Origin of the sequence: Streptomyces sp. DSM 40868, from assembly GCF_011820545.1 — a bacterium.
GTDB classification, from domain to species: Bacteria; Actinomycetota; Actinomycetes; order Streptomycetales; family Streptomycetaceae; genus Streptomyces; species Streptomyces eurythermus.
Window position 1 is genome coordinate 7,553,622 of record NZ_CP050504.1, and the last position, 19,166, is coordinate 7,572,787.

10 protein-coding genes and 2 pseudogenes are annotated in these 19,166 nt (G+C 65.2%); 7 read left to right on the forward strand and 5 right to left on the reverse strand.

The window, feature by feature from the left end:
• The first annotated feature begins 365 nt into the window (after positions 1-365).
• The 4 genes from HB370_RS34160 (at position 366) to HB370_RS34175 (ending at position 7,811) form a co-directional block, all read left to right on the forward strand.
• Positions 366-1,511 carry a hypothetical protein gene (locus tag HB370_RS34160; RefSeq protein ID WP_244405736.1) on the forward strand — a complete coding sequence of 382 codons (1,146 nt, stop codon included), beginning with the start codon at positions 366-368 and terminating at the stop codon, positions 1,509-1,511.
• Between the two features lie 136 nt (positions 1,512-1,647).
• On the forward strand, positions 1,648-2,019 hold the full coding sequence (locus HB370_RS34165; protein WP_244405738.1) for a trypco2 family protein: 372 nt from the start codon (positions 1,648-1,650) through the stop codon (positions 2,017-2,019).
• Between the two features lie 47 nt (positions 2,020-2,066).
• A complete protein-coding gene (locus HB370_RS34170; protein WP_106980828.1) occupies positions 2,067-6,239 on the forward strand; it encodes a trypsin-like serine protease in 4,173 nt (1,390 codons plus the stop codon).
• A gap of 624 nt (positions 6,240-6,863) precedes the next feature.
• Entirely contained in the window at positions 6,864-7,811 is a 948-nt protein-coding gene (locus HB370_RS34175; RefSeq protein ID WP_051816297.1) for a DUF5655 domain-containing protein, read from the forward strand.
• 199 nt (positions 7,812-8,010) lie between these two features.
• Here HB370_RS34175 and HB370_RS34180 read toward each other — a convergent pair whose 3' ends face one another.
• Positions 8,011-10,815, reverse strand: coding sequence for an ATP-dependent DNA helicase (locus HB370_RS34180; protein ID WP_030794850.1), 2,805 nt, complete (start codon positions 10,813-10,815; stop codon positions 8,011-8,013).
• Positions 10,816-11,556: 741 nt separating this feature from the next.
• Here HB370_RS34180 and HB370_RS42735 point away from each other — a divergent pair.
• A pseudogene (locus HB370_RS42735) lies at positions 11,557-12,902 on the forward strand (DUF4158 domain-containing protein); the annotation flags it as partial.
• Between the two features lie 514 nt (positions 12,903-13,416).
• Positions 13,417-14,160, forward strand: a complete 744-nt coding sequence (locus HB370_RS34190; RefSeq protein WP_030794847.1) for a hypothetical protein — start codon at positions 13,417-13,419, stop codon at positions 14,158-14,160.
• A gap of 41 nt (positions 14,161-14,201) precedes the next feature.
• Here HB370_RS34190 and HB370_RS41430 read toward each other — a convergent pair.
• A pseudogene (locus HB370_RS41430) lies at positions 14,202-15,175 on the reverse strand (site-specific integrase).
• 212 nt (positions 15,176-15,387) lie between these two features.
• Between HB370_RS41430 and HB370_RS34205 the strand changes: the two are divergent.
• Positions 15,388-16,196 (forward strand): IS5 family transposase gene (locus tag HB370_RS34205; protein WP_167513066.1). Its coding sequence is split into 2 segments (ribosomal slippage): positions 15,388-15,735 and positions 15,738-16,196, totalling 807 coding nucleotides; the frame shifts between segments, so codons are not numbered across the junction.
• Between the two features lie 113 nt (positions 16,197-16,309).
• Here HB370_RS34205 and HB370_RS34210 read toward each other — a convergent pair.
• From HB370_RS34210 to HB370_RS34220, 3 genes are all read right to left on the reverse strand, one after another.
• Complete coding sequence (locus tag HB370_RS34210; protein WP_244405744.1) at positions 16,310-16,819, reverse strand: hypothetical protein; 510 nt, start codon at positions 16,817-16,819, stop codon at positions 16,310-16,312.
• Between the two features lie 612 nt (positions 16,820-17,431).
• Entirely contained in the window at positions 17,432-18,598 is a 1,167-nt protein-coding gene (locus HB370_RS34215) for a cytochrome P450 (protein WP_030786838.1), read from the reverse strand.
• Positions 18,591-19,094 carry a DUF5825 family protein gene (locus HB370_RS34220; RefSeq protein ID WP_157855607.1) on the reverse strand — a complete coding sequence of 168 codons (504 nt, stop codon included), beginning with the start codon at positions 19,092-19,094 and terminating at the stop codon, positions 18,591-18,593. The genes HB370_RS34215 and HB370_RS34220 overlap by 8 nt, the downstream gene beginning before the upstream one ends.
• Between the last annotated feature and the right edge of the window lie 72 nt (positions 19,095-19,166).

A 19,166-nucleotide genomic window follows, 5' to 3' on the forward strand; every position in this document is an offset into this window, starting at 1 on the left:
TGACGCCCTGCGTGGAGCTGCTGGCCCCTGATGGCCGGTTGTCCCGGAAGTGATCAGCGAGCGCGGTGACCTGCCGTGATGGGGGCGTGGTGGCCTTTGAGCAGCGCGAATGGACTTTCGGTTGTTTCACGCTCGTGCCGGTTGCCAGGGCCGGAAGTCCCAGAGGACTCCCGTGGCTGGCGGAGGCCCTTTCGGCTCTACTCGAGGTAGGGCAGCGCGGTGGGCTGGAGCCTGTGCGCTGGTGGTTGGCCTCGATCGAACGGCAGCATCGGCTCCCCGTGCACCCTGTTGTCGACGAGGGTGCTCGGACCTTGATGTCAAGTGGCTAGCGTTTGGCCGACGTGATGCGGGATCGTTGTCTCCTGATGATCGACGACGACTCTGCGGTCGCCGACGGCGGTGAGCCGACGGAGCCTGCCAAGTCTCGGCCGCCCTGTAGCGCGCGGCCCATCGCGCGCGCCCGGCAGGCGAAGGCGCAGGAACTGATTGAGCGGCTTGTCGCCGAGGGCCACGTCCCGATCGCTGATCCCGATGACGACGAGATCGCGGAGTGGCGGCGCGTAGTCAATTACGCGAATCGCCACGGCCTGGAGCCGACGGGCAAACGCATCGAGAAGGTCCCTTATGGCGGTCCGGGGCTGGAGTTGTTCCTTGCGGAGGGCCCGCATCCCAACGCGCGGAGTCAGCGGCCGAAGGCGGTCGGAGGGTCGGTTCCCGTCCCCGCACGGCTGGGGCGCCTGCATCCGGTGATGGCTGCGCTCAAAGACGCCGAGAGTCGGTTGGTGATGCCGTCTGCGCTGCGCCATAGGTCGCTGCTGCTGTTGCAGGGCCAGGCGGCTGAGGCGGTACGGCGAGGGTATGAGGTGCAGAAGGCACGGTCGTCCTTCTTCCCGCGCGAGGGCGGCGTGGACGTCGCTGTCGACGGCTTCGCGTACACCGTCACAGTCAGGCAGGAGTTCCCGGAGTCCACGGATCTGGAGCGCTCCGCTCGTCTCGTCGTGGAGCTTGCCCATGGTCTGACCGGTCGGCCCGGTCGCTGGCGGGATCGGAAGAGCCGGACGCTTGAAGAAGCCTTGGGCGTGATCCTTAGAGAGATCGAGGCGCGAGCTGTAGAGGATGCTCGGCGCCGGCAGGATGAACAGCAGGCCAGGGCGGAACGCGAAGTTCGTTGGCAAGCGGCCATGGGCGTGGCGAAGGAACAGGCTGTTCGCGAACGACTTGCCCAGGTGCTACGCGAAGAGGCCGGGCGGTGGCAAGAAGCGGCTGCCCTCAGTGCGTACTGCATGGCATTGGAACGTCGCATCGGCGAGTTGGACGGCGCCGTGGACGAGCCGGCTCTGGACTCGGCCCGAGATTGGTTGGAGTGGGCAAGGGGGTACGTGACGTCGGTCGACCCCTTGGGCAGCGGGCTTCCGGAGATGCCGCACACACGTGAACCCACGCCGGAGGAGCTCGAGCCGTACCTCAGGGGATTGAGTCCCCATGGGCCGGAACGGCACGCCGGGCGGTGACGCGAGCCGTCGGCCAAGCACATGGCTGGGACGACTACTCGGTTGCTCTTTCTGCTGTCGGTGACCCTGCACAGTTGGCGCGACATGACGTGGTTGGGCAGACTGCTGCGGACGCGGCGGCTGCAATCGGCCGTTGATGATCAGATCCGAAGCTGCAAGGTCGCTTCGACAGGTGAGGGCGCGGGGGTACAGGATGGCAGAGATCGGGCTGGCTGCAGCAATCGAGGAGCTGCGTCAGGAGCTGTACGCAGCCCAGGGGGCAAGCGTGGGGCAGCAGTTCGCATTTGAGATTGAGGATGCCCAACTTGAGCTGCTGTTGGAGCTACGCAACGAGGGCCGTGGGGAGGGGAAGCTGACGTTCGGCGTGGCCACCGTAGGTGCTGGCGGCTCGACCGGGTCGACGAGAACACACAAGCTAACCCTCACGCTGAAGGTCAAAGATCGGGCCACTGGCGGCGGGCGGGCTGAGGTTAGCGCCGACGAGACTGGCTCCTGGGGCGAGGACTGACGGTAACGCAGAGGGTGGCTGATTAGGGCATAGGCTGAGAAGACTGCATGGACAAGCACAGACTGGCAGATGTCCGCTGCGATGGCACAGGTCGTCGCAAATCTGGGTCGGGCTACCTTATCGCTCCTCAATTGGTGCTGACCGCCCGCCATGTCATCGTCGATGAAACCGGTAAGGTTTGGCCGAGGATCACCGCCGGGGTGGGCCATCCGCCGTCCGGCGGCGTGGAACGGCGTGTGGCCACCGTCTGCTGGACCGATCCTGACGGCGCGGACGCGGCCCTGCTGCACCTGGACGCGCCAGTGGACGTCCCAGGAACGGTGCGCTGGGGCCGTCCGGTCGGCACTGAAGCCCTTCCATACTCTGGCCTGGGTTACCCGCTCCAGACCAGAGCCGAGGACGGCCAACGTCTCGTGGAACACCTACGCGGTGTCCTCTCACCGCTGGCCGGAGGTGAAGGCCCGCACGACCTTTACACGCTCGACCAGCACGCTGCGCCGCGCCTACGAACCGACCAGCGGAGGGCGTGGAGTGGGATCTCAGGGGCGGCAGTCTTCTGCCAAGGTTGCCTCATCGGCATCGTGCTTCACGACGACGAGGAGCACGAGAACCGTCGCCTGCGCGCGCTGCCGGCCCGTAGGTTCGCCACAGGTTCTGCCTTCGTCGACCTGCTGCAGAAGAATGGGGCCCCGGCTCCCGAACTGATGCCTGCGGAAGTACAGCCAGCGATTCCCCACTCCGGCCGCCAACTTGAAGCACGCGGTTTCACAGCGGAGCATTCCGAGTCTCACGCGGAGGAGTTGGTCGCGATGGCAGACTCCTGCACACAGCCCCCCGAACCGACGAGCAGTAATGTCACCGACCGCATTGCACAGTTGCGCGACAAGCTGGAGCTCGGCGTCATGGTCGTCATCGGAACAGGGCTGTCCCTTTCGACCCCGTACCCAACCAGTACAGGGCTGACCGCACTGCTATGGGACGCCATCGACGCCGATCCCGAGGCTCGAGCGCTGCTCGCTGCTGAACTTGGCCAGCCCGATCAACCTGCGAAGATTCTCATCGGCGACGACTCTGCTCGTAGCAATCTCGCGTGGCGCACTGTGGACAACCACATACTGGCCAGACGGCGCTTCCAACAAGAGATGGCCAACCTCGATCTCCGTCGCAGCGCACAGCCATCCACTGCCCACGAGGAACTCGCGGCGCTGATCCACGCCAGCGTCATTGAGTGTGTCGTCTCGCTCAACTGGGACACCTTTCTTGAGTCTGCTTATCGCCGCCAGTACGGAACCGAGATCCCTTCCGGAATCCTGTTCAAACCCAACGGCGATGCTGCTCGTCCTGAACGGCCATGGGTGCTTCCTCATCTGCCCGGAACCCTCAGCCCTGAGCTTGATGCCCGCATACAGCACCTCGTAGCCCACCACCCGCGCACCCTGCTCCTGGTCGGATACTCAGAACGCGACCGACACATGGTCGAGCAACTTATCGCCCCTCTCGGCCACGGGTGGCTCATCTGCCGCATTGGGCCTGAAGCGTCTGGCATCGACGACATCCCCTCCACAGCCGACACAGCTCTGACCTTCCTTGCCCGCAACGTCCGCGAACGAGAAGCCATGTCGGCATGGCACTCGGTCACGTTCACCGGCAAAGGAGATATTGGGCGTGCTTTGGCCGGAGCACGCCTCGGGCCTCGCGACGTGGACGCCTGTCCGCGACTCCTCGAAGTCGATCTTCTCGCCGACGCGCTACGCCGCGATCACGCCGTCGTGCTCAACGGGGACAGTGGCTGTGGCAAGTCGATTACCGCGTATCAAGCTACGAGTGATCTCCTCAAGGGCGACGGCTACGAGGTACTGAGGCTGCGCGACGATGCTCGCAAGCGCGATCCGCGGCAGTGGGCGGCCGATCTCGCCCTGTATGCACATCCCAAAGTCCTTCTGATCGACGATGCGCAGGACCTGTCTGCAGATCTTGTACGTGAGTTGGCCGAGACCGCCACCACAGATCAGCTGATACTGATCGTCGGAGTGGATCATGTGGCAGGCGGCGTCAGCACTTACCGCATCAGCGGTGCTGCTGCGGTAGGCACGCTTGCCTACGAAATGCGCAAGCGTGCGGACGAGATCCTCCCTGCGGTACGCAGGCTAGACGACTCCGTTGGGGAGCAGATCGGTGACGAGCGGCTGCTTGACCGCCTTACCGAAGCCGGTCAAGCAGAGTCTGCCTGGCGTTTCTTCTACACGCTTACCGGCGGCTGGCGGCGCACCGAACGCGACGTGCTCGACTTGCGCGACCATGACCGTGCGGATCTGCTTCTGCTAGCGCTCGCCATCGCGCAGGTTGCCAGTGTGGATGCCGGTGTGACGGCTCGCGACCTTGAATCCTATGCTCACGCGCTTGGCCGTGACCGCGCCTGGATCGTTCGGGGTCTGCGCATCCTGCAGGTCAAGCGCCTGACGATTGTGAGTGACGGGATTCTGCGCTGCGCACACCTCAAGGCTGCTTGGGCGCTGATCACGTGGATGCTGCATCCACCACAGGTTCCCCTCCCGTCCCAGTCACGCATCGTGATTCCGTCTATCGCCTCAGCAGTGGCTCCCGCGCCACCGACGCCCGTGCCTGCTGCTCGCCGGTCGCGCCGTGTCCGAGCCGCACTGCCTGAGAGTCAGATTGAAGCAGATCGTGAGGCTGCAGCGGTCCTTCTCTGCCTCGCGCTGGACGCACCCGGAATACCGATGCGGGGCGCCGCGTGGCTCATTGGACGGAATCACAGTTCGGAAGCGCGTTGGGTGCTCGCGCGGCACGGGGTTCTTACTCGCTCACGTATTTGCGCGCTGGCCGAACGTGCGCTCTCCACGCCTGCCGGAGCTGATGCCGGCATGGCTGCCCATCTCCTCGAACGACTCCTGCTTCTGGACGAGAGTGTCTGCCTGGATCTAGTTCGCAATCGTTTCGGTAACATCCGTGAATGGCTAGTCGACGTCTCACCGGAGAACGGGTGGGCAATCGGAGACTTGATCAATTCTCTATCTTACCATGATAGGGAATTCACTGAGAATCTTCTCGTCGATGTGGACCCGCATGCGCTCGCGCGGCTTGTTTCCGAGGGTGGGTGGCCGCATATCTACTCCACCACCCGCGCCGTAGATAGAATCACGCAGGGAGGCGGGCTGCGTCTTATGGAGAGAGTCGGCGACGCCTATGACCAGAATTCCTTCCAGATGCTTGTCGACCACCCTCCTGCGAGTATTGAAGGCATCAGCGAACTGCTCAAGACTCTGGCCTACACGGCTCGGGATCTAGGTCTTTCGATATTTGAAAAGTTGATTCCCTACCTTGCGGCGCAGATCTCAAAGAATCCTCCCGTTGAGTCTCAAAAGATATTTGATACCTGGGCATTTCTCCTCGGGTTTGCTCCACGATTCCTCCGGGGAAGGCGAGCCCCCGACCGCGCGGCTCGCCGACTGGCCAAGAAGTTTGCCCGGAGCCTTGACCTTGACCAACTTGCGCAATCCCTCTCACGGCCTCGCGCAGACCTGACCTGGCACAACTTCCACTATTTCGTCTCCTTCGTTTGGGAAGCCGATCCCGCGATAGGCAAGGCCGTAGTAGGCCGGATGGACCTTGACACGCTCGCAGCTGAGTTCGAGCGAAGCCTGCCGTCTCCTCCCCAAAACCATCTGTATGCGGTCGAAGTTCTCCACGAATTCAGACCGGCCGAGGCCCGGGAACTCCTCGAACGATACGAGGCTCAGTACGCCACGATCGATCCTTTCCTAGCCCACATGGCCCCAGAGATGACGATCCGGTTGCTTCGCCGCGGTCTGCCACTCGACCTCGGCCTGCCCAGCCAGCACTGGGAATTCGCCGCAGAACTCCTGAACAGCCTGGCGAGCTATGACACTCAGGTTGCAGTCGAACTCGCCGCTGCCAACTGCTCTGGATTTGTCGCAGGATTGTCCCCTAACTACACAGACCCGTTCGAAGGTCTCTCCGCCTGGGTGCAAGCATGCGACACCCACGCTCCCGGGCTTGTAGACGATGTAATTCGCCTGCTCCCCTCCGGCGCCGTTGCGAATTGGGCGCGAGCGCTTCGGAAGCGTAACCGGAGGCGCGAGATCGCACCACTTCTATACCGAGCTCTGGAAACGGATGGGGCAGCCGTAGCGGAAGCGCAAGAGTTGATGCGCCAATTCCCTAGCTTGAAACAACCCTGAACCGGGCGAACGTGGTTGTGCGGGCGTCCTCTGGTCGAGGCAATCCTTGCGGACGCTTGGAGCGCCGCCTATTCGGCAGCATCTGCGAGATCAGCCTTGGCGACTTTGAGGTGAAACGGGCGACACATCTGAGCCCGGACCCCGAGACGTACATCAGCATGTCTTCAACGTCCTGGATTGTGCCCGCCGCCACATTCCCCGCTCCCTCTGATCACTTGGGCGTACCGGGGCTGGCTGGATATGAGCTTGCCAGTACGAGGATGCGGCTTCGCTTCACTCTCCCGCGGTAGCGGGTTTCCGCCTATGGAGGGCGTGGAGGAGGCACGACCGGTAACAGGTCACAGATCCTCGACGTACACCTCGCGGAGTACGAAGCGATAGGGGCGAGGTTAGCCGCAGATCCCGCTTCTGGGTCAGTCAATAGAGCAGGTGCTTAGAAGGCGCCTGCTCTATCCCGTGTAGATCTACTCTGACCTGCGCCTTATCGAACGTATGGCGGGGACGTTGGTGCCTGTGCATGGTTCCGAGGAAGCCTTTCACGCCCTCTTCACATTCTCGAAGCCTCTCGTGGAAACAATTCCGCACCTCCTCGGCGTTGATGATCTACGAGCCGTGGAGGGGAAGGTGTCGGGCCTGAAGTTGTTTCGCACGGACACGACGAAAAGCGGCGTGACCGAGGTCATGCCGCGTCTTGCTGAGGTCGAGGCAGATGTGCAGCGCTTCGTCGAGGCGCATATGGAGATGCTGCTGGGAGTCCGGTTCCTGGCGAGCGAGTACGGCACCGGGCCCGTCCACGGGGGCCGGATCGATTCGCTCGGGCTGGACGAGAACGGGTCGCCAGTCATTGTGGAGTACAAGCGCGGCGTCGATGCCGGCGTCATCAACCAGGGGCTGTTCTACTTGAGCTGGCTCGTGGACCACAGGGCGGAGTTCGAGCGTCTGGTCCGCGACCGGCTCGGAACCTCGGTCGCGGCCCAGGTGCTCTGGAGCAGCCCGAGGCTGATCTGCGTTGCCGGTGACTTCACCCGTTACGACGTCCACGCCGTGCGTGAGCACCGGCACAGCATCGATCTGGTCCGCTACCGGTTGTTCGGTCGCGACCTGTTCGGTCTGGAGACCGTTGCATCCGCCGTCGGTGGCGGCCGGGTGCCCGGGGAGGGGCGGGTTCGCCGACAGGGGGGTGCGAAACGGGCTGGCCGTGGCGTGGAGGCAGGGCCGGCCGAGCTGGTGGGGCTGGTTGAGGCGGTGGACGAGGCGCTGCTGGGCCTCGGCGGTGAGGTGAGCCGGGTCCAGCGCAAGACGTACCGTGCGTATCAGCGGTTGCGGAACTTCGCCTGCGTCTGCCCGCCGCAGAGGTCCAAGCTCCTCATCTACCTCAAGGCCGATCCCAAAGAGGTCGACCTGGTACCCGGCTTCACCCGGGACGTGACCGGACTCGGTCACCACGGCACGGGCGACCTTGAGGTGCAGTTGCGCACCCTTTGGGACGTTGAGCGGGCAGAGGATCTGTTCCGCGCGAGCTACGCCGCGGCGTGGGGCACTGTTGCGCGGGGTGGCAGGCAGCTTGCGTGACGTGCAGTGAGCAGGTCGCGTTTGCGGCACCTTCCGACGTGGGGTCAGGGCGTGGCGGTGGACTATCTATGATGCGCGGGATCGCCGGTTTGGCTAACCGGTGATCCCGCGCTATGTTGCTCGATTCGTAGGATGCCGGCGTGCATTCACCGTCTCGATGGCATCCCCAGGTGAGCGGCCCCGAAGACCCCGCAGCTCCTCACGGACTGGTGGGGCGGTCGCGACAGATCGACGAGAAGTCGCATGTCGCGCAGGTGTCGCACCATGTGGTTTTGCGGGGCATGTCGTTGCGGCGGATCCGGTCTCCGGCTTCTGCGATCTTGTCTGCAATGTCCTTCATGAGGACATCGTCCACCGGCTCGCGAACGCTTCGGCTGCGCTCGTCCAGGTTGAGGATCTCGACGACATCGGCACGGTTGCCGCTGAGTTCTTCGTACCCAGCGACGTAAATGTGCAGTTGGTCGCGTGTGACTTCTTCCGCGTGGGCGCGTTCGTCCGACTTGTAGTCGACGATTGACTGTTCGCCGGTGTCGAGGCGGCGAATCAGGTCGATCCGGCCGGCGACGGCAACGCCTGGGGTGAGATGAACTTCGACCGGGAGTTCCGAGTGCTCGGTCCACGGCAGCCGGGAGCGGTTCTCGGTCAGGTAACGGCGAACTGCACGAATGGCGGCGAGGCGCAGCTTTTGCTTCAGGGGGTCGGGAGCGAAGGGAGCATGTAGGTGACGGTCAACGAGTCCTTCGACCTCGGTGTCATTGACGATGTCACCCTTCACAGCGCGCTTGTGGACTTCCGCCATGACGTCATGCAGGGACTTGCCATAGCCCAGCTCCTTCTGCAGGGGGGAGTCAAAGCCATACAGGAAACGCAGCTTGAACTGGTAGGGGCACTCGAATAGGTACTTCAGCTCGCTGAAGCTGAAGACGATGTCGGGCTTGCTACCTGCGGGGGTTGGCTCGATCCGGTTCAGTGTGGACTCGTCCGGGACCGTCGGAGCCTTCGTCATGACGTAGGTGTTCCGGGTGGCCTCGACGAAGAACTTTGACTCCTTGCGGTAGAGCTGGCTGGTTCCGGGAGAGAACGACAGGGTGAGGTACTTCTGGGCGCGTGTGGCGGCGACGTAGAAAAGGCGGCGCTCGTCTTCCTCGCTGCCGCGATAACGGTCGGCGTCGCTTACGGCGGCCTGGGGGACAACGTGGAAGACGTTCAGGCCGCCATGCTTCTTACTCGGGAAACGGTTGCTACGCATGCAGGGGATGAATACTGCCGGCCACTGCATGCCTTTGGCCTGATGGACAGTGGCGATGGTCACGGCCTCCGGCTGCGCGTATCCGTCGTCGGCGTCGCTCTCCTCGTAGTAGTAGCCAGCCTGATATTCCAGCCACTTTGCGAAAGTGGTGAATCGGTCGGGCGGGCTGCTGAGGAAGTGGATGCGCTCGTAGTCCCCAATGGCTGTGCTGAATCGTCCGAGGTTGTAGAAGGCCAACTCGCTGCGCTGCGGGCCGATGCTGGCTTCGAGATGGTCCTCGCGGAGGCCGATTTCGCCGAGGAAACGTTGGTAAATTCCCTGGATGGTGTAGGTGTCCCACGGCGTCCCCTGCGTCCAGCCGCGAGCGTCATCGAGGATCTTGATTCCTCGCCGCAGATCTTCCTCACGCAGGCCGAGCTGGGCGTCCAGCCAAGCCGCGATGACGGCGCTGCTGTCCACCGTGTCCGCGATGTAGTCGAAGCAGCTCTTGGCCGCCTTGACTTCAGGCGTCTCGAACAGGCGGTGCAGGCCCTTGATGATGTAGGGGATACCCCGTGCCCGCATTTCGGCCACCAGAGCGTCAGCGTCCTTGGCCACGCTGCGGAACAGGACGGAGAAATCCGAATAGGTCAGCCCCCGCGGCTCGCCCCCCGGCCGGTCGATGAAAGGAAGGCCGAGCATCCACTCGATCCGGTCGCAGATCCCGGCTGCCTCCTCCTGGGGCGACTTGAAGGCAAGAGCAAGCAGGTCGCCTCGGTCGTAGCGCTGGTGCCCGCTGGCGGTCATGGACTTGGTCAGGCGGTGGGACGGGTCGATGCGCTCCACGACTTGGCGAGCCAGGTCCACCACGGCCGGCGAGGAACGAAAGTTCTCGTTCAGGTCAACGATCTTGGCTCCAGTGTAGCGACTGGCGAACGTCAGGATGTTGCTCACCGCGCTTCCGCGCCACTGATAGATGGTCTGGTCATCATCCCCGACGACGCAGAGATTCGCGCCGAACTGGGTGAGTCCCTTGATCATCTGCTCCTGTACGGGGTTGGTGTCCTGGTACTCGTCCACGACGACGTGCTGCACCGTCTCTCGGACGTGGTCCCGGAGGTTGACCACGGGCGCTGCTGCGGTCGCGGCGGTGCTCGACGGCGGAAGCAGCAGATCTGCGGTTAGGCGGATAATTTCCGTGTAGTCAAGGTAGTGATGGCGCCGTAGGAGCATGCGGTACGCGTTCAGGCCGTCGACCACATCCGCAGGCAACTGGTCAATGTCTACGTGATCTTCCCGCATGAGGTCCATGGCCCGCTGGTAGAGACGGGACTCACGGTACCGCTTCATCTTGCGTGGCGGCTTGCCGGTAGAGCGGATGTACGTGTTCGTCAGGCCGCTGCTCTTGCTGTTCCTGTCGATCAGGACCCGGGACTGCACCTCGCTGAGGACGGTGCACTTGAACGTCTCGGGCACATGCGACTGCAGCAGGTTCAGCGCGTAACCGTGCATGGTCCCGACGAACAGCTCAGCGAGCCCACGAACATCTCCGAGCTGCTCACGGACACGCGAGAAAATGCGCTGCTTCAGTTCCGCTGCGGCTCGCTCGGTAAACGTGAAGGCCACGATGTTGCGCGGCTCAACTCCCGGCTGGCGCAGCAGGTTCACTACTCGCTGAGCGATGACTTCCGTCTTCCCGGATCCCGCACAGGCCACGATTCCCAGGTGACCATTGACAGTCTCGATCGCTGCTCGCTGCTTGGTTGTCAGCCGCATCTCACACTCGCTTCCCACCCCCTGAGACCATCTCCGGGGATGTGAACGGTGTACCGCCGGGCACTGACAAACAGATGGTCACCGTAACAGCGAGGCGGCCATATGTTTGATTCCGATTTTGGTGGTCAGTGTGTAAATTGGCCGATTGATGCTAGCCGTGGCCTCGAAAGGCGCCCGGCGTCACTCACTCTCACGTGTGCAGTCGTTCGATTTCTGTCTGAAAGGTGAGGTGCTGATGTCGACGAGTCGGGCTGCTCGGCATCGCCCGAAAGGGGGCGTGCATCAGCGGTCTTCTGGTTCGGTCAACGCAGACGCGGGGCTGGTGGCTCGTACGGCGGTCTGGACGGCAGCGTGGTGGCGGACGGGGAGGCCAGCTTCACCGGCCGTGGATGATGCTGACGCGCTCCGATTCCGTGAGCCAGCTCGTCGGCGAGGTGGGAAAGGATGCTGGTAGGAGTGTAGTTGGAGGCGCGGATGGCCCACTAGGGGCGATTCATGTCCTGCCCTGCCCAGATCATCCAGGTGTTGAGGATATCGCCGGGGTCCTGCGCCGCGAAGGCATCGAAGGTCAGCCTGACGTCTGCGTCATGGGGCTTCCAGTGCAGGTAGCGTCCTCGGAGTGTGCTGCCAACCGACGTCGGCGAGGGGGCGTGTTACCTCGGTGACGGTCTTCTCGCTGATCAGGTCACCATCGGTATTCCTGACGTCATCGGTAGCGAGCACGGTGAGCACGGCCTTGATAAGCCGAAGCGGCGGGTCCACAACCGGCTCGGGTTCGCGGTGCAGATGACCACGGTCCGGTTCCTCGGGGTGTTCCTGGACGATCCGACCGACGTGCCGGCGGAGGTGGTCGACTACCTAGCCGAGCAGCTCGGTATCGGGGACGCGTCGGCGCTGAAGGCGTACGGCGAGCGGGAGAACACCCGGCTCGATCACGTCCGTGAGCTGCGGTGGGTCCTGGAGTACACGGAGTTCGCCGAGGCGGAGGCGGAACTGCGGGCGTGGGTGGACGCGCGGGTCTGGACGACCGGTGAGGGTCCGAAGGCGCTGTTCGACGCGGCGGCGGGGCGGCTGCGTGAGCGGCGGGTGCTGCTGCCCAGGGTGACGACGTTGGCCCGGCTGGTGGCCGCGGTGAGGGAGGCGGCGAACCAGCGGCTGTGGGACACCCTCTACGGCCTGCTGAGCGCTGGTCAGCGGGCGGTGCTGGACTCCCTGCTGACGGTGCCACCGGGCGCCCGGGTCGGAGCTGGACCGGCTGCGCCGGGGGCCGGTGCGGATCTCCGGGCCGCAGATGAAGTGGGCGTTGGAGCGGGCGGAGGAGGTCGCGGCCTTCGGGATGGGCGAGGTGGAAGTGTCGGGGATACCGCCGTGGCGGCTGACGGAGCTGTCGCGGTACGGGGTCGACGGCAAGGCGTCGCTGCGGCGGCACGGTGACTCCCGGCGCCTGGCCACGCTGCTGGCCACTGCGGTCTACCTGACGTCCCGGGTGGTCGATGAGGCCCTGGACCTGCTGGAGGTGCTGATCGCGGCGAAGCTGCTGGCCAGAGCGGAGCGGGAGACGGCGAAGGAGAAGCTGAAGACGCTGCCGCGTGTGGAGAGGGCGTCGGCGCAGCTGGCCGCCGCGTTCCAGATCGTGTTCGACACCACCAGCGAGCAGGTCAACACCGACACCGGGGAGATCAGCCCGCCCGAGGTGGAGACAGCTGGAGACGATGTGGGAGCGGATCGAGCAGGTGGTGCCCCGGCACGAGCTGGCGGCGGCGATCGCCGCGCTGTTCGAGCTGACCCCGCCGCTCGACTCGGACGCTGACGAGGCATGGCGGGCCCAGCTAGTCACCCGGTTCGGCACCGTGGGGCCGTTCCTGAAGCTCCTGGTGACGGTGGTCGACTTCGGCACCACGCCGGAGGGCGCGGCGGTCCTGAAGGCGCTCAAGTCGCTGCCGGACCTGATGGGACGCAAGAAGGTCGGCCCGGCGGAGATCGAAACCGGCCTGCTCACCAGGTCGTGGCGGCGCCTGGTGCTCTCCGCTCCGCACCTGGAGCCGGGCACGGTCGACTGGAAGGCGTACGCGTTCTGCGTGCTGGAGCATCGTTCCAGCTTCCTGAGCTGTCCGGCGGGCTGCGCCCGCTGCGGGACAAGGACGCCACCGACGACGAATAACACCAAGGAGCAGCGGTCTCGGAGGTTTCCGATCGGCACGCGAGATCCTCGATAATCTTCCTCTCCGAACCGGGACTTGGGCCACGTGGCTAGGGGGATTACGTATGCCGAACTCTTCAGGCACCACCGGCGGAAACACGAGCGGAAGCTCTGCGGCCGATGGAGCGGGTGCTCAGGTGCCCCCTGCTGCCGCACCAGGCGCGCAGGGGGCACCAGGGGCCCCCGCGCCGGCTCCACAGTCTCCTCCGACTCCCCCCACCACGCCGCCGCCGGGGACAGCACCAACGTCAGCCGGTTCGTCGGCCACCCCGTCGGCCTCGGCAGGGGCGCCAACCGCGCCTTCGGCGACCGGCACCCCGTCTACACCTGCCAGCGATCCGGAATCGAGATGGAGGCACAAGCCCAACCTCATCGGCCTGCTGACCCTGGTCGCCACCGTCGTGGGCATCGTTCTCGCGATCTATTACGGCAACGACTCCTCCGAGTCGGGGCAGTCGCAGGCGAAGAGCGGAGATGTACAAGCAAGCACGGGTGTGTCAGAGGCAGCCCGCCAGCCCAATCTCAAGGTCGCGAGGATCGCCGCCTACATCAAGGAGGGCATCGACGGCAAGGAGCAGACCGATGAGGGACAAGAGGCCCTCACGGATCTGCGGGGCCCGCACCTGGACATCACGTTTGAGAACCGGGCCCCTGGTCCGTCTCTGATCACCAAAGCTACGCTGCGGGTTCGTGAGGCCGGAGTACTGCCGGGGTGCCATCAGATCGGAGGCGAGCTGGCGATCTCCATGAATTACGACTTCCCCCTGCCCGACCGGCTGCCGAAGACGCCTTATGAGCAGTCGAAGGACATCAGCTTCACGATCGAGGACAACAAGCTCGATCGCCTGACCCTCACCATGGGGCCGGAAAACCACGGATGGGAGAACCCGTGGTACGGAGTGGTAGACATCGTCTTCGAACACGACGGGACCAAGACCACTGTCGGCCCCATCGCTGTGGTCGACACAGGAGGCGATGCTGAGTTCTACCCCGATGGCGACACGTGGGTCATCGAGAACATCGACATCCCCACTTGCTTGGACGAGAATGCCGCGCTGGTGGACCGCCTCATGAGCATCCCTGATGTCACCGTCTCGAAGGAATTGAAGACGCTGCGAGAAAAGCTCACCTCGATGGGCCACTGATTCCCCGCACGGGACCCTGGCAGGCCGCCGACGGGCACGCTTCAGCGCCTGCTGCCGCCGGGAGCGAGCAGGCTGGTGACCTCGGCGATCGCCTCCGCCGAGGGGTGGAAGTAGCGCCGTACGTTCTCCTGCTTCTTGTGCCGGGACTTCGCCATCAGCATCTGCAGGCTGGCCCCGGCCTCGCCGAGGTGTGTGAGGCCGGAGTGCCGGTACTCGTGAAGGTCCCAGCCCGTGCCCGGCGCCCCGCCGACCGCGGTGTGGGTGTCGAGCAGGGCACGGGCCTGCCCGTACGACAGCCGCACCAGCCCCGTGTCCGGGCAGACGTCATGGGAGCTGAGAACCTTGCCGGGCCCGGCTTGCGGTGGGTGACGAACACCGGCCCCCGGGTACGGCCCTTGATCAGCCGGAGCAGCAGGCGGACGGTGCCGGCGTCCCAGAACACGGTCTCCAGCACGAACTTCTCGCGCGGGGCGCCCCGGCGCCGGGTCCGCGGCCGGGCACCCTTTGCTTTCACCGGGGCCCGGCGACCGGCCAGGTCCATCTCCTCGATGTTGACGCCGAGGATCTCCTCCGCCCGCGCGTAGGTCTCGTAGAGCATCCGTCACAGCGTCTTCTCCCGCGGGTGGACGTCGCGGCGGGCGATCAGCCGATCGACCGCCATCTTCGAGCGGGCGGGGGTCTCGGAGTCCGGCGGGGTGAGCTTCACTCAGGCCGGGACCGCCGGGCCGTCGTAGCCGCGCTCGGCACACCAGCTCAGCCACGACAGCACGGAGGTCCGGCGGGCGTTCCATGTGTTGACCGCGGAGGTGCCCCACAGCAGTTCGAGAGTCTCGCCGATCTCGTCGTCCGCGACCGTGGCGAGCGGGCGGCCCTCTCCGAGGCGTTCGGCGGTCTTGCCGACGCCGATGCCGTACGAACGGGTGGTGTTCGGGTTGTTGAGCGAGTCGAGGAACACGTCTGCCGCCGTGCGGACGGTCAACGCCTTCCCGGCGGGCAGCTGCACGACCGCGGGCACGGTCTCCTCCTTGCCGCAGATAACAGGGTCGCTTCGCGCACGACCCCGAGAACGTCTCCGCAGGTCGTGATCAGCGTTGCCACGGATAATAGGGCGTTATCCGTGGGACGACTTCAGCCCGGTTCCACGGCCGACGCCCCGTCAGCCGCCCACCAGGGCCGACGGAGGCTTAGACGCCGTTTCTGTTGGTGTGTTCGCTCGTTGATCCGTGCATGACGGATCTGGTGGAGCGGTTGGTGCCGGGCGAGTTGTGGACGTTGTTCCGGCGGGTGGTCCCGCCGACGGATGTCATTCGCCCGCAGGGTGGCGGTCGCCGACGGGCCGGGGACCGTGAATGCCTGGCGGCGATCATCTTCGTCGCCACCTCGGGCTGCGCCTGGCGGCAGTTGCCGCCGGTTTTCGGGCCGGCCTGGCCCACGGTCTACCGGCGCTTCGCCCAGTGGAGCCGGGAGCGGGTGTGGGCCCGGCTGCACCGCGTCATCCTCGACGAACTCGGTGCTCGGGGTGAGCTGGACTGGTCGCGGTGCGCGATCGACTCCGTCAGCGTCCGGGCGGCAAAAGGGGGCCGCTGACGGGACCGAATCCGACCGATCGCGGCAAGCCGGTATCGAAAATCCACCTCATCACCGATCGCAACGGCGTGCCGCTGTCGCTGGGTGTCTCCGGCGCCAATATGCACGACAGCCTCGGCCTGGAACCGTTCGTGCGCGGGATCCCACCCATACGTTCCCGCCGCGGACCCCGCCGCCGGCGTCCGGCCAAGCTTCATGCCGACAAGTGCTACGACTACGACCACCTGTGGAAATGGCTTCGCGAGCGTCGCATCCGCCACCGAATCGCCCGCAAGGGCATCGAGTCCTCCACGCGGCTCGGCCGACACCGCTGGGTCGTCGAGAGAACGGTCTCCTGGCTGGCCGGATGCCGAAGGCTGCACCGCCGTTACGAGCGAAAGGCCGAGCACTTCCTGGCCTTCGTCGGCATCGCCGCGGCCCTCATCAGCTACCGCAAACTCACCAACTGAAACGACGTCTTAGCGCCGGTTTTCGTTCCGAGGTTCCTCAACCCCCGTGAGGCCCGTGGGTTCAGGGAAACCGAAGTCCCTTCAGTGGGAACTCGCGGGTCGGTCCGTGTGCATCAGCTGGGCGAATCCGTGGGTTCGGCGGGAACCGTGGGGTGGGCTGCGAGGCGGCGGGCTTCGGCGGTGACCTCGGCATCGATCTGGTCCACGGTTCTGTCGCCGTATTCGAGGATGTCGTACTCGTCGTCGAGTTCAGCGAGGCGCTCGGTCAGGGGCAGCTCATGTCCATGGCGCTGGTGAATCCGGAGGGTGAACTCCCGAGGCGTGAGCTCTCCTGCGAGCATGCGGCGTGCGAGGGCTCGGGCGGCGGCTTCCTGACCGGCCTCGCTGCCGACCGGATAGAAGGCGAGGCCGAGTTCGTCGAGTGCTGTGGGAAGCAGGTGGTGGACGTCGTAGTCCGCCTCGGCGCGCGTGCAGGCGGCGAGCATGCGAAGGCCGGGGGTGTCGAGTCCGGCGACGAGCGCATCACAGGCGGCATTCACGACATCGCTCGCGCGGATTTCCCCCATGCTCCAGAGAGCGGCATGGTCCTGAAGAGTGATTGCTGCTGCTTCGGTCGACGTCACTCGTCCATGATTCCTGTCATGCTGCGTCCTGGCGAGCAGATTTCATCGAAGGTGCTGTTCAGCGGCCTGTTCCAGCAGAGATCGTGCGGAGTCCGCGTAGCGCATCGCTGTCTTCTCGTCGAGCCCGAAGACCTCCGCGAGATGCAGTGGGTCAGGCCCGTGGGTCAGGGCCTCTTCGAGCTGCCGTCAACGCGAAGCCGCTCCAAGGTGGCGTCCTGCCCTCGATGAGGAGCACGGAGGGTTTGTGGACCTTCGCGATGGCCCCATCGTGCTGGCCGACCACATTGCGATGCACCGGGCGTCAGACACAGGAGCCGTTTGGACGGACGTGCCCCTTGGGGACCAGTTGGGGACCAGTTGGGGACCAGAGGGTGTCCGCGCACCTGAACGGAGCGCACGGCACCGCGCGCTCCGCACCCTAATTTCTCGCTGTATATGCGAATAAATGGGATACCCCCTACTCCTGGGGGTCAAGGGGTCGCAGGTTCAAATCCTGTCGTCCCGACTGGAGACAGTCGCAGGTCAGGGCCGGTATCGGAGAAATCCGAGACCGGCCCTTGATCGTTCTTTTGGTCCCCGCATCGTCCCGGTTCGACGAAGGAACTCGTCACACTAGTTCGCGCACTTCACCCACATCGGGAGTTCGACGAGACCGTTCATGACCGCGGTGTCGTGGAAACGCAGCTCTGACGGCTTTACGGTCAGGCCGAAACTCGTCGTTCCCGAGAGGAACACGCGCAGGGCCTGCGCCGCGATGAGACGTGTGACCGGAATGCCCAGGCATGAATGTTTTCCGCGGCCGAAGGTCAGGTATTCGAAATCCCGACCGCGAGTGGGGTCGAACCTGTGAGCATCGGGAAGCACGGACGTGTCCCTGTTGCAGACGTCCACCCCGATGACGAGCAAAGTACCCGCGGGAACCGCGTACCCGCCTATCACGGATGACGCCTTCGTCATCCGGTAGATCCCCCGCGCGATCGGGCTCGCGTACCGCTGCACCTCATGGATGAGACCGGGCAGCAGCTTCTCGTCCTCGCGTACGAGACTCTGCGTGCTCGGATCTTGCGCCAGGCAGAGAATTCCATTCGTGATCAGGGCCGCCAGCACCTCGACACCCGACAGCGCGAGCAGTCGAGTGTTCGCCGCGACCTGTCGATCGTCGAGAGAGGGAAGTTCCGCCATCAGGTCCGACACGAGGTCGTCGGCGGGGTCAGCACGCCTGTCGCGCACCCAGTCGACGAGCGTGGCGTCGAGCTCGCGCACCGGGTATCCCTCGTAGACCGCGGTCCTCAAGGCCGAGACGAGGTTCTCGTCCAGCCCGAGCAGGCGCGACATCACGCTGTCGGCGATGGGCACGCCGATCGACGCGACCGCGTCGAACCTTCCCAGGGCGAGGGCGCTCTCGACCACTTGCCGCACATCCTGGACCAGCTGGTCCGAGACATCGCGCACGCGGGCGTCGATGACCCTCCGGAGCGCGCGCCGTACCCGACGGTGCTCTTCCCCGTCGGTCTGGTTCACCGAGAAGACCGCCTCGGACGACGCGTCCGGATGCGACTGGTCCGGCTCGTCGAAGACGCTCGCCATGAGTTCGCCCGCGCTGCCGTAGGTCTCGACGTCGGACAGGATGCGGGTGGCTTCGCGGTGATCGTTGACGAGCAGTCCCAGCCCGGCCGTCCCCATGCGCATGGGGACGACGGCGGCGGCCGGATCCCCCGGCCCTCGCAACACCGTCCGCTCGTCGAGCGTCCCGCGGAAGAGGACGTGGCCTTCAGACACACCAGACTCCTTGTCTCACGGCGATGCCCACACCGTGGTCGCCGGCACGAAAGACGAGGTCGTGCAGTTCGAGAGCGTCCAGACCGGCCGACTCGGCGGGGGTGAGCGCGCGCCCCCAGCGGCTCTCGTCGAGGACGGCCGCCGCCGGTTCCGAGCGGTCGACGTCGATGCGTCGGCGCCCCCCGTGGCGCGTGTCCTCGACGGCCAGGAACGTCGGACCGCGCCGGACGACGAGGGATCCTCCCCGCTGCGCCGACCACGCGAAGGAGCCGTCCGGCCGCCGCGGCGGGTCGAGGTGGCAGAGGCCCCCGACCTTCAGGGCACCGCAGTCGCCGCTCCACGAAACCCGCAGACCGACCCCGCGGGCGTCACGGAGCAGCGCGATCAAGGAGACCAGTTCGGCGTCGCCCATCTCCGGCATGACCAGGTGGCCGGCCAGCCGGATCCCGGCGTATCCGGACCGGCTCAGGGCGACGAGGTCCTCCCTGCTGCGCACGGAGTGGAGATCCACCGGCGCGAAGAGCCTCCGGCGGCTCGACCGCCGCTCTGCCGTCTGCTTCGTCACCAA

Bases quoted from the DNA above. Each gene is read 5' to 3' on its own strand.
- HB370_RS34160 (WP_244405736.1), top strand. From the start codon at position 366: ATGATCGACGACGACTCTGCGGTCGCCGACGGCGGTGAGCCGACGGAG.
- HB370_RS34165 (WP_244405738.1), top strand. From the start codon at position 1,648: ATGATCAGATCCGAAGCTGCAAGGTCGCTTCGACAGGTGAGGGCGCGG.
- HB370_RS34170 (WP_106980828.1), top strand. From the start codon at position 2,067: ATGGACAAGCACAGACTGGCAGATGTCCGCTGCGATGGCACAGGTCGT.
- HB370_RS34180 (WP_030794850.1), bottom strand. From the start codon at position 10,815: ATGCGGCTGACAACCAAGCAGCGAGCAGCGATCGAGACTGTCAATGGT.